This is a genomic window from Humiphilus diazotrophicus, from assembly GCF_059726315.1.
The window spans coordinates 3,350,871-3,362,181 of the sequence record NZ_AP040870.1; the positions used below are offsets into that span (position 1 = coordinate 3,350,871).

The following is an 11,311-nucleotide window of genomic DNA, read 5'->3' on the forward strand; positions in this document are numbered from 1 at the left end:
CATCCTTTCACGGGCTATTAACCAGTTGATAACCTCCGTGCGACACATTAACGATGTGTGATATCTCCCTTCGCCAGCCTGAAGCTGTGGGTTTTCTCTTTCGCTCCGGGGTCCAAGCAAGCCACACGACAGCTCTTCCTGGTCTTCTATCCCCCATCAGAAAGGAGTTGCAACAACAATGCGTTCCTTGCCAGTGAAAGTTCTGCATGTTTTCTTTGTTCTACTCATTGCAGCGTTACCGGTCTGTGCGCAGGTGAATACCGCAAACCTGTCCGGCCTTGTTACCGATCCAACCGGTGCGGCTGTCGCCAACGCGACAATTACTGTCACCAACACTGCAACGGGATATTCACGCACTTTCCAGACGGATAGTGCAGGATTCTATTCTTTCCAGAATCTTCCCATCGGGGAATACTCACTAAAGTTGAGGGCTCAGGGTTTTAACAATCTGACGGAAAATCTGACATTAAATGTAGGTGAAAAAACGCGAGAAGATTTCCGCCTGCAACTAGGATCGGCGTTGCAGACCGTCCAGGTCGAAGCAACAGCTCCGATGCTTTCTCCTGATGACGCATCTATCAGCACTATTATCGATGCCAGTACTATCGAGCAGACGCCACTCTATTTACGGAACTGGGACGACTTGCTACGGACCGTAAAAGGCGTTCAGATTGCACGCTACACACAGCAGAGCGGTGCAACGTCGGCCGGGCGCACCGGCTCTTTCAATGTGAATGGAATTCACTCTCTGCAAAATAACTTTATTCTCGACGGAATAGACAACAATACCTTTTCAGAGAACGTACAAGAACTGAGTACTGAGTCCGCTCATCCCTCGGTGGATACCATTGCTCAATTCAACGTAATCACAAATCCCTACTCCGCCGAATATGGGCGCAGCCCCGGAGCGGTTGTATCCGTCAATACAAAGAGCGGAACCAACAAGATTCATGGCCTCGTCTATGAATATGTCCGCAACAACTATTTTGACGCTAACGATTTCTTCTCGAATCGCAATCATCTACGAAAGCCAAAAGACAACCAGAATCAGTTCGGAGCAAATCTGGGTGGACCGATTCTTAAAGACAAGTTTTTCTACTTCTTCAACTATGAGGGAACCCGCATCAAGCAGGGAGTCTCCCGTACCGCGACGGTTCCGCTCCCAAACGAACGTATCGGTGATTTCAGTCCGGCGGCCGCAGCACTAGCAGGAGTAACGTACAACACGATCTACGATCCCACCACGTGTCAGCCGGCATACTCAGGCACAAACTGTAAGCCATTTCAAAATAACAGCATTCCGCAGGGATCGATTGACCCGACGGTATCGAAACTGCTGGCGCTCTTTCCTCAGCCCAACACGACAACTCCTGGAAGCCCGAGGAATATCAACAACTACACACGCAGCGCCCTGGCAATCGATAACAACGACAGCTACGATGCCCGCATCGATTGGTCTCCCTCTTCTTTTGATACTTTTTTCGTCCGCTATAACTATTCAAATCGCTTCCGCTCAATCAGCAGAGAAACGCCCCTATTACTCGAAGAAAAAGACGCAGGGGCTAAAGCCCAATGCTTAAGGACTCTACCATCGGCAGGACTAAAGTCCGTGCCCTAATAAGAAACATCAAAATCCGACTTCCCGTTTCATTTATCGCGGGTCGGCTACCCCGGTGCAGGACTGACACAAAGCCTGACGAATGGTTGCAACAGCCACAATTGCTGCTATATTTGGCTTTTCTTTATTAATCCCCTTCGCAAAAGAAATGTAGAAACTCTATAGGAGGAGGGCATCATACCCTCCTCAAATCTCACAGCGGATATTTACCCTACGGCCGGAATACTAATCTTGCTTGCGCTCCGGCCTTTTCCCATAAAGCTTCAATCTCAGAGAGCCGGGCTTCCTGAACCTCTATGCGAAAAGCTTTCCGGGCAGCTTCCTTGAAAAAGGAGGCCACGGACTGAAAGATCTGCTCGATTGAAGCACTGCCAAAGCCGCTGCCGATAAGTTCGATTCCCGTACTGCGTAGAGTCGCAGCAGGCAATGTAATTGTGCTTCCCGCCATAGATCCGACCTGAACGAAACGAACGCGGGGCGTTGTTTTCTGCAATCCTTTTTGAGAAAGAGCCTCCAGAAGATTCTCGGCAGGACGCCCCCACAGATAATCGAGTACGACATCCACTCCTGACTGAGCGCACTCCTGCCGGAAGGCAGCAAATAAATTTGTGGCCTCTTGTTCAAGAGGAATAACTGCATCCGCTCCTAGCTCTTTCAGTTCCTCCAATGCCTGAGGATTGCGGCCCGCCGCGATAACCCTGCGAGCACCTAATCGTTTTGCAATCTGCACAGCAAGCTTTCCAGAGGTTCCTGTTGCCCCCAGGATAAGCACGCTCTCTCCTGCTTTAAACCCTGCTCGCACCGTTAGTGCCGCCCATGACGACATCGCAGGATTGGCAATTGCCGCGGCAGTTACGTCGTCGAGTTCCGCAGGAAGAGGGAGACAAAACATCCGCGTCGTTACTGTGCGTTCAGCGAAGCTGCCGAAGGGAGGCTTTGAAACTCCGAAGTAAACTCGAGTGCCATCCTCCAGTCTGCCTGTACCATCCACACCAGGGACGAAAGGAAGGAGCCCAGTACTCCCATAATGGGTGCCACTCGCCAAAGCACGAACGATTTGATGAAGTCCAGCAGCACTCACATTTACAAGGACCTCGCCCTCATCAATATTCGGATCCGCAAAGGTTGCATAGCGAGGAGTAACACCGAAGGCGTGGACTACCGCAGCATTCATAAGATAATTCCCCCTAAGTTCGATTAACCATCTGATCCTGACGAAACAAATGTAGCAGGATCCGATATATCTTCCTTCTCAATAAAGGTTGCCAATCTATTCGGCATTCTTTTGATTACATATTTTCCGCACGACATTAACAAAATCTTCATCTGCCTGCATCAAAGTCGCTGGAGGAATCAAGATGCTTCATGTGCGTAAAAGTACTGCCCCTTTGCTGTGCGCTGTTATTGTTATGGCTTTTGGCTGCCACGGGAAACAAGATACCGATACATCGAATTTCAAAAAAGCAATTAACGATTACTACAGTGCCCATTCCGAGTGTCTATGGGCTGCTCCAGTGAAGTTTCCCGTGCAGGCAGACACTTCGAATGACAATCAAACGAAGGGTTTCGATGCGCTCACAGATGCGGGCTTATTAGTTCGCAAGGCTCAAGAGAAGAAGCGGTTCCTGATTGGCTCCAAACAGGTCAACGATTACGATCTGTCGGATAAAGGCAGAACAATGTGGACCGCAGACCAGAGTCAGCCCGGCTATGGAAACTTCTGTCTCGGACATCGCGAGGTGACATCCATCGACAACTTCACAACGGCAACCAATGGAAACGGAGCCAAGACTGCAACGGTCAATTACCATTACGATCTCTCCAGCGTTCCCGATTGGGCAAAATCAGCTGAGACGCAAACTGCCTTTCCGAACGTTCAAGCTGCTGTAGCCGCTCCCAAGGCAGCAACTGCAACATTGACGCAAACTCAAGATGGCTGGCAGTATCAAAAAGACTAAAAGACTGAGATCACGGCCACACAGCACTCCCGCGTGGGAGTGCTGTGGAAGATTTATAGAGATATATGACTTCTATCGTCCTTGCAGCGTATAGCAATTATCTGCCGAACATCCGCCTGCACCAGAACGCCAAGCCATTTACGAGAACCTGCATTTCAGCTGGCGCGCTTCTGCGTTTGAGAAATAGGTGAAGTGAGATATATTTCGCCGCCTCGGATAGCGACACCAAAGGTCTGAATTGGCTTTGAAGCTGGTCCGGAGATTACCCTTCCTGTCTGCACATCGAACTGCGACCCGTGCCACGGGCACTGCACTGCGGAGCCAGCCAGAACGCCATCGCAGAGTGGGCCGCCCTTATGAGTGCAATGATCGCTGAAGGCGTAATATCCAGCCGCAGTCTTCCCTAACACGATCCGCTCTCTCCCCTCAGGGCCTTCGTTGTGAATGAGGATCATCTGCCCATCCGCTAATTCACTTTGATTGCAGGCAGGGTAGTTAAAGCCTGCGATTGTTCTTTCGATCATTGGGTGGCCTTGCGTCTGACGGCGAAATACTCCAATCTGCAGTTCGTAAGACAGGCTTCCGCCCAGCCATCCGGAAATACAGAGCAACACAATTCCTAGCGAAGAAAGTAGCAGCGTCGAATTCGTGGGATCGTGGATCAATCCCCGACGTTCCAGAGCCACCAAGAAAAAGATTAGTAAAACAGCAGTATTAAGACCGCCATGCACGGCTGCAACCTTCTTGCCGCTGGAGTTGGGAGGAACTACGCTCAGCCAATCCATGAAACCAGGAACGGCTGCAAATAGAGCACCAACACATCCGGCAATTGCCAGATAATAACCTGTATCTCCAAAACCCGGACGCTTTGTCCAGGCAAAGAGAAGATCAAAGATCCAGCTCCCGAACCACATGCCTAAAGGCAAACCGATAAGCATGGGATGGATCGGATGAGAGGCTAGGCGCGCGCGTGACCGCATCAGGTACCTCCAAAGGGATCTGGGAGATTCAGGTACACCCAGGCCGGTTGTGAATATAGATGCAGCGCCAGGAGGTAAAGCTTGTTGAGATCGTGCTCTATTCCGTAGGCATCATATCTCTGGTTCAAGATAAAGGTGAATCATGATTGATCTTTCAGGATTGGAATTATGGTTTGTCACTGGAAGCCAGCCACTCTATGGAGAAGAAACTCTCCGGCAAGTAGCTGAACACTCAAAGGAAATTGCGGGTTTTCTCTCCGATGCATCGGCAATTCCTGTAAAAGTTGTATTTAAGCCGGTCATGACGACCGACGAACAGATTCAAACGCTGTGCCTGGAAGCAAATCTCTGTAAAGAATGTGTCGGTCTGATCACCTGGATGCACACCTTTTCTCCGGCACAAAGCTGGATTCATGGACTCAGGTCCTTAAGCAAGCCCTTCGTACATCTGCATACCCAATACAACCGCGAGTTGCCATGGTCCACTATCGACATGGATTTCATGAACCTGAATCAGGCAGCGCATGGAGATCGGGAATTTGGATTCCTTGCCAGCCGCCTGCGAATCAGGCGAAAGGTTATCGTCGGACACTGGCGTGAACCACAGGTAATCCGGGAATTGGCTTCCTGGTCGCGCGCGGCGTGTGCATGGCACGACGCACGGCACCTCAAGATTGCCCGGTTTGGAGATAACATGCGCCGGGTCGCAGTGACAGAAGGAGACAAGGTTGAAGCAAATATCAAGCTGGGATATTCGGTTGATGGCTACGGGGTAGGCGATCTTGTCGAAAGCATGCAACAGGTTAGCGATCATCAGATAGACGAAATCATCTCTCAATATCACGAAGCGTATGAAATAGCTGAGCCGCTGCGAAAAGAGGGATCACAACATTCGTCCTTACGGGAAGCAGCAAGAATAGAAGCCGGACTCTATAAGTTTCTCGAAGAAGGCGCATTCAATGCTTTCACAGATAACTTCCAAACATTGCACGGCTTACCGCAGTTGCCGGGAATCGCTGTACAACGTTTGATGGCGGATGGTTTTGGTTTTGGTGCCGAAGGAGATTGGAAAACGGCAGCGCTGGTCAGAGCCATGAAAGTCATGAGTCTAGGACTTCAAGGTGGAACCTCATTTATGGAGGACTACACATACCACCTATCAGAAAAAGGAGAGGTCCTTGGCGCACATATGCTGGAAGTCTGCCCGACAATTGCGGAAGGCCGTCCACGGGTTGAAATTCATCCTCTCAGCATCGGAGGGAAAGCCGATCCTGTAAGGCTCGTCTTCAACTCTCGAACTGGGCCGGGCGTAGTTGCCTCGATCATAGATCTGGGAGATCGCTTCCGCATGATTGCGAACGAGATCGAGGTAATTCCACCGGAACAGCCACTACCGAAACTTCCGGTTGCGAGGGCCATATGGAAACCCGAGCCCGATCTGAATATTGCAGCTACCAGTTGGATTCTGGCGGGAGGAGCGCATCATACGGGCTTCAGTCTTGCTCTTAAAGCAGAGCATTTGGAAAACTTCGCTGAGATTCTGGGAGTTGAGTTTCTTCTTATCGATCGAGAGACAACAATCCGGGAGTTCAAAAAAGAGCTTCGCTGGAATGAAGCGTATTACCGGAATGCAGTTTTTGGTTCTTAAGCAGTGTTCCTAATCCTCTACGATTCCTTTCCCAGGTCCCCTCTAAAAAGACCTGGGAAAGGCTTTTGTCACGACGCCTTTCTCGATGGACGAGTCTCTTGCTCTTCCTCCATATAGGCATGAGCTGTGGTGGCGTTATCGGGCCCCAGGTCCGTATGGGGATCGGAACTGCTGTCTCCCGGCAAACGAGTCTTCAGAGGTTGTGGCTCTGAGGCTTGTTCGGTTAGCTCCCGACGCTTCTCTTCTATGGTGCGAATAGTAAGTGGGTCTCCTCCATCCGCATCTTGAAGCTGAGATTCGGAAGAGGAGAGCGCCGTACCTAGAACGTCGTCGTATTTGCCCTCTGCTTCAAGTGTCGGGCCGACATGACGAATGGCATCAAAAATCTGCGGCTTTGTCTCTTCACCAGTACTTTGTTCCGCATCCTGTTTCTTGAATTCCTCGGACATACGCATCTCACCTCTCTAGATCGGACAGAACAAGACAGCTTCGAGTTGCCCAAAGAGAAAATCAAGCGTCAGCTACAACACAGAAAACGCTCCGAGTGAGGTGGCATCAAATGTCGGAAAAGGAAAAGCCTTCACTATCGCAGGAGCCATTGGGGTCGGGAAACATCGTCATGGCCTGGCAAGCGAATAGGTAAAGAGGTCGCTCAAGAAAGGCATAGGGATCTACGGCAGCAAGCATCTATCCTTAACCTTCGGCAAGAAGCTCCACTACAAAGGTGGAGCTTCTTTGCTCGCCTTCATTTCACGGCGAAAATAGAGCCGTTACGAAAAGGGATAGCTGGCTGGTTCGGGAGGAAGATTCCCATGAATTAGCCCATCCAATTCTGGCATGATGGCCAGCTCCGTATCTCCCTGGTTGCCTGCCGCTGCTTTCAGAAGCTCCTTATCGCGCTTGAGTTCCTGGGGGCTCAGAGCTTCACCACGATCGAAATGATCCAGTGCTTGCAAACATGCAGCCGCCAGCTCAGCCAAAGGTTTCGAATGATTCATCACTTCATTTAGCTCTTTTGAATTGTTCTGCAGAGCAGTTAGTTTCCGGTCATTCGCAGCCCACTTATTCAGCCACATTCTTACTTGTGCTTCAGCTGCCGGATCATGGTTCTTCTGATATGCAGCCAAGGCTAGGCGAAACTCATGCTTTGCCTGCGAATCAATCAACACAAAATCTGCAACTCGATCAAAGCTAACGGGTTCGGGAGTTCCCTGTGCCCACTTAAGAATCTGGGCTACGAGTATTTTGTAACCCTTCAATGGCACCAAGATATCCAGGAGATTTTGCACTGGTTCCGGATCACCGCCAGCAGCAATGTGTTTCACATGCTCCCGATAGTTCGCCTGACTTCTCATGCCTTCGCGATCCAGAAGATTACTCAACGCAAAGAGCCGTGAATACATCGCATCCACGGGCTCAAGTTCTCCGCCTGTCCACAACCGTTCGGCAATCGCACCTGTCCGCGGCCATATACGAGCATCAAGATTGCTGCTATCCACCAGTTCCGTCCAGATTGCAGCTTCGCCGCCCAGCGGAGAATGAGGCATCTTCCCTGTCTTCGGCATGACGGAATTGAGATAGTGAACATGCGCAGGGAAGAAGATATCGAGATAAAAGCCATTTGCCACGAGCATCTGATTTCCCTGTCCCAATGTCATCTTGGTAAGGTCCGTCGCAGGACGAGCACTCCAAATCTCAAAGATCGTGTTATTCGAAAGCGGACCCGCAAAGGCGTCTTCCCATGCAGCCATACGCTTGCCGTGTTTTTCCACCAGAGTCTTTACCCGTGCCACAAAATATCCCTGCAGCGCAGGTGCATCGGCCAAATGATGCTCTTTCATGAAGGCAGCAATGGAAGGATTCGCCAGCCAGATTGCGCCATTATTTTCGTCTGCACCGATGTGAAGTTCCGGCGCGGGGAAGAGTGCCGACATTTCGCCAATAAGGCGATCAAGAAATTCATAAGTCGACTCGCGGCTCGGATCCATCGCGGGAAGTTGTGCTGTCAGCTGAATGTGATCGAATTCTTCGGGTGTAGTTTTCGGCGTAATTCCATTGAAGTGCAACAGCCCCGCATGAAATGGCCCCGCGGAACTAGCCAGCTCAGGATAAGCAGCCAGCCAGCTCTGCGAATGACTGGGCATATCAAATTCGGGGATCACCACAATGCCGCGCTCACCGGCATAAGCAATCAGGTCGCGGATTTGCTGCTGGGTATAGTATTTTCCGTTCGATCCCACTTCCTGCAACTTCGGGAAAATTTTCGACTCAACACGGAATCCTTCGTTGTCCGACAAATGCAGATGTAGGACGTTCAACTTCACCAGTTCCATAGAGTCGATATTTCGTTTAAGAATGTCCACCGGAATAAAGTGCCGTGCAACATCGATCACTAAGCCGCGCCAAGCGAATTCTGGACCATCCTCGATAGTCACTTCCGGAAGATATACATGTCCGTTTTCCTGCTGGAGCAATTGGCGGAACGTCGCCAGTCCACGCAACGCGCCAAGATTTGTATTCGCTTCCAACCTTGCGGACTGCGCACCGATTATCAACTTGTACGATTCGTCTTCACCGACTCGCAACGGAACCTTGTTCTTGACAGCGATGCTCAGAGCTCCCGCAGTTGTCGAAGGCGGAGCAAACTTCAATCCGGTGCGAAGAGAGAGAGTATGAAGACAGCGTTCCGCCGCCGAATATAGTTGAGGATCATCGTTTTGCAGCTGAATCCGGAATGACGGCGTAATGCTTAACTGTGCATTGCCCACGCTCATTTTTTGCGGACGCGGCATGAGTAAGGGCCGGTTCTGAGAAAAGGACTGGAAGGGAATAAGAGTCAGAAAAATCGCTGCAAACATCAACTTTCGCATTCGCGCACATCCCGCAAAAAATTAAACACCGGAATTCACCAACATCATACTGCTGTATATACAACTATGGTGATCATAATATGCAGGCCATGTATAGATTGTCGAGGACGGAAATCCTTTGAGAAGCCGCGAGTTTTCCTTCAACCGGAGCATTTCAGGTTTGCGGTTATGACTCACGCCGCTTCTGATAACTTTTGAATAGCATGGGACGCATTCGAGTTCTTTCCGATCAAGTTGCCAATCAGATTGCCGCTGGAGAAGTTGTCGATAGACCAGCCTCTGTTGTGAAAGAGCTTTTGGAGAATGCTCTCGATGCCGGAGCAACCCGCATTCGACTGGAAATTGAGGGCGGCGGAAAGAAGTTGATCCGCATCGCCGACGATGGCTGTGGGATGGTACGCGATGACGCTCTGCTGGCTTTTGAACGTCATGCTACTTCCAAAATCCGTTCCAGCGACGATCTGCTTTCGATTGCTACCTTGGGCTTTCGCGGTGAGGCATTGCCTTCCATCGCGTCTATTGCACGCTTGGAAATGGAAACCCGGCCTGAAGAGGAGCCTTCGGGAACGCGCATAGAAATCGCGGGAGGAAAGGTTCTATCCGTAGAAGACTGCGGTCGTCCACGCGGCACAACGATCACAATCCGCGATCTGTTCTTTAATACTCCGGCGCGAAGGAAATTCCTTAAGTCCGAAAATACCGAACTGTCGCATGTGACGGCGCTGGTCACCCACTATGCTCTGGTACATCCCGAAATGCATTTCGAGTTACACTCGGCCTCTCATGCACTGGTAGTTGCACCACCTGTAGTGCGCTCGTCCGAACGTATATATCAGATTTTCGGGAAAGACACCCTGGACCAGCTTTTGCCTGTGGCAGCGGAAATTCCTCTGGAGCGTACCGGATTACCTGAGCCTCCGCCGTGGAAGCGTGAAGAGGATTATCAGCCTCCCAAGCCCGGAACTCTCCGGCTGAGCGGCTTCATTTCAAAGCCGGAACTGCAGAAGCTGAATCGGAACTCGATCTATATCTTTGTCAACAAACGGTTGATTCGTGATCGGCTGATCTTGCACGCCATCAGCGAGGCCTATCGCAACATCATTCCGCCGACGTCATTTCCCGTGGTCCTCATGTTTCTGGAGATGCCACCGGAGGAAGTCGACGTAAACGTCCACCCGGCCAAAACAGAGGTCCGCTTCCGCCAACAGAGCTTTATTCATGATTTCGTGCGTGACTCTTTGCGTACGGCACTGATGAATGCTCGTCCGGCAGCAGCTTTCGTAGCTGCTTTGACCAATAATCCGCACGCCACGCCCACCTTCCTGCCTGATGTTTCTCCATTACCGGGAGGAGACGCGGAAAATCCGGAAAAGACCGAGGCCGAAGCAGAGATAGCCAGCGGAGGAAGCAATCCTTCTGTAGAAACAGCTGGGGATTTTTCGCTTAGCATGCCTGCACCTCGGCCAGAACCAGGACGCTTGCCTTTCTCCTTGCAGGAAGCCTCTGCCATGGCTGTGGCCAGCCAAGTGTTGCCTCCTCAACAACATACCGAACACAGCTGCGGCAGTGCCACCGAAACGATGCCGGTTGCGACGGTTGAATCTCCTGAAGAAGTCCCCTCGAACCTGAATGCCTTGGCATCATTAAAGCCCCTGGGACAGCTCCGGGAATCGTTCATCCTGGCCGTCAATGACGAGGGGCTCTGGATTATCGACCAGCACGTTGCCCATGAGCGTGTGCTCTTTGAAAAGATCCTCAGAGAACGTCAGGTAGAACGTGTTCAGCGCCAGCGCCTGCTGATGCCGCTGCTGATAGACCTGCAACCCCATCAAATGGTGGTGTTTGCCTCTTTGGCCGAAGAACTCGACCGAAACGGATTCGAAGTCGAGCCATTCGGCCCCCGGACCCTGGCTATCAAAGCAGCACCGGTAGGCCTGGAAGGAAACCAGCTGGAGCGCGTTCTGTCGGAGATCATCGAGCAAACCGAACGGGAGCGGCAAAGTGAGAATCTAGAGACTGTTCGGACCCGTATAGCGGCATCCATCGCCTGTCATGCCGCAATTAAGGTAAATATGCCCCTCGATACCACTCGAATTGAGTGGCTTTTGAAGGAATTAGCGAAAACTGAGCACCCGACCAGTTGTCCTCATGGAAGACCCATTGCCTTGCGGTATGCTTGGAAAGACATTCAACGAGCGTTTCAACGGATCTGACCACAATGGTCTCCGTGCTCGTTG

General features: G+C 51.1%; 8 protein-coding genes. 4 read left to right on the forward strand and 4 right to left on the reverse strand.

Translation table 11 applies throughout. The annotated features are described in order from the left end of the window. Positions 1–178 precede the first annotated feature (178 nt). Positions 179–1,618: a carboxypeptidase-like regulatory domain-containing protein gene (locus tag AC6I7T_RS14375; RefSeq protein ID WP_497794168.1), complete on the forward strand. Its 1,440-nt coding sequence runs from the start codon at positions 179–181 to the stop codon at positions 1,616–1,618. Positions 1,619–1,829: 211 nt separating this feature from the next. On the opposite strand, the gene AC6I7T_RS14380 is transcribed toward AC6I7T_RS14375, so the two are convergent. Continuing rightward, positions 1,830–2,792: a quinone oxidoreductase family protein gene (locus AC6I7T_RS14380; protein ID WP_497794169.1), complete on the reverse strand. Its 963-nt coding sequence runs from the start codon at positions 2,790–2,792 to the stop codon at positions 1,830–1,832. A gap of 184 nt (positions 2,793–2,976) precedes the next feature. Between AC6I7T_RS14380 and AC6I7T_RS14385 the strand changes: the two genes are divergently transcribed. After that, positions 2,977–3,576: an SEN1982 family lipoprotein gene (locus tag AC6I7T_RS14385; protein ID WP_497794170.1), complete on the forward strand. Its 600-nt coding sequence runs from the start codon at positions 2,977–2,979 to the stop codon at positions 3,574–3,576. 155 nt (positions 3,577–3,731) lie between these two features. On the opposite strand, the gene AC6I7T_RS14390 is transcribed toward AC6I7T_RS14385, so the two are convergent. Beyond that, a complete protein-coding gene (locus tag AC6I7T_RS14390; protein ID WP_497794172.1) occupies positions 3,732–4,556 on the reverse strand; it encodes a Rieske (2Fe-2S) protein in 825 nt (274 codons plus the stop codon). A 142-nt stretch (positions 4,557–4,698) separates the two neighbouring features. Between AC6I7T_RS14390 and araA the strand changes: the two genes are divergently transcribed. Further along, complete coding sequence (gene araA / locus AC6I7T_RS14395; RefSeq protein ID WP_497794173.1) at positions 4,699–6,204, forward strand: L-arabinose isomerase; 1,506 nt, start codon at positions 4,699–4,701, stop codon at positions 6,202–6,204. 68 nt (positions 6,205–6,272) lie between these two features. Here the strand turns inward: araA and AC6I7T_RS14400 are convergent, their stop codons facing one another. Beyond that, on the reverse strand, positions 6,273–6,659 hold the full coding sequence (locus AC6I7T_RS14400) for a hypothetical protein (protein WP_497794174.1): 387 nt from the start codon (positions 6,657–6,659) through the stop codon (positions 6,273–6,275). Between the two features lie 315 nt (positions 6,660–6,974). After that, entirely contained in the window at positions 6,975–9,074 is a 2,100-nt protein-coding gene (locus tag AC6I7T_RS14405) for a beta-N-acetylhexosaminidase (protein ID WP_497794175.1), read from the reverse strand. A gap of 203 nt (positions 9,075–9,277) precedes the next feature. On the opposite strand from AC6I7T_RS14405, the gene mutL reads away from it, so the two are divergent. Continuing rightward, a complete protein-coding gene (gene mutL, locus AC6I7T_RS14410) occupies positions 9,278–11,287 on the forward strand; it encodes a DNA mismatch repair endonuclease MutL (protein ID WP_497794177.1) in 2,010 nt (669 codons plus the stop codon). Positions 11,288–11,311 lie beyond the last annotated feature (24 nt).

What these genes read in the sequence shown, in the direction of transcription:
- AC6I7T_RS14375 (WP_497794168.1), top strand. Translation starts at nt 179, where the DNA reads ATGCGTTCCTTGCCAGTGAAAGTTCTGCATGTTTTCTTTGTTCTACTC.
- AC6I7T_RS14380 (WP_497794169.1), bottom strand. Translation starts at nt 2,792, where the DNA reads ATGAATGCTGCGGTAGTCCACGCCTTCGGTGTTACTCCTCGCTATGCA.
- AC6I7T_RS14385 (WP_497794170.1), top strand. Translation starts at nt 2,977, where the DNA reads ATGCTTCATGTGCGTAAAAGTACTGCCCCTTTGCTGTGCGCTGTTATT.
- AC6I7T_RS14390 (WP_497794172.1), bottom strand. Translation starts at nt 4,556, where the DNA reads ATGCGGTCACGCGCGCGCCTAGCCTCTCATCCGATCCATCCCATGCTT.
- araA (WP_497794173.1), top strand. Translation starts at nt 4,699, where the DNA reads ATGATTGATCTTTCAGGATTGGAATTATGGTTTGTCACTGGAAGCCAG.
- AC6I7T_RS14400 (WP_497794174.1), bottom strand. Translation starts at nt 6,659, where the DNA reads ATGCGTATGTCCGAGGAATTCAAGAAACAGGATGCGGAACAAAGTACT.
- AC6I7T_RS14405 (WP_497794175.1), bottom strand. Translation starts at nt 9,074, where the DNA reads ATGCGAAAGTTGATGTTTGCAGCGATTTTTCTGACTCTTATTCCCTTC.
- mutL (WP_497794177.1), top strand. Translation starts at nt 9,278, where the DNA reads ATGGGACGCATTCGAGTTCTTTCCGATCAAGTTGCCAATCAGATTGCC.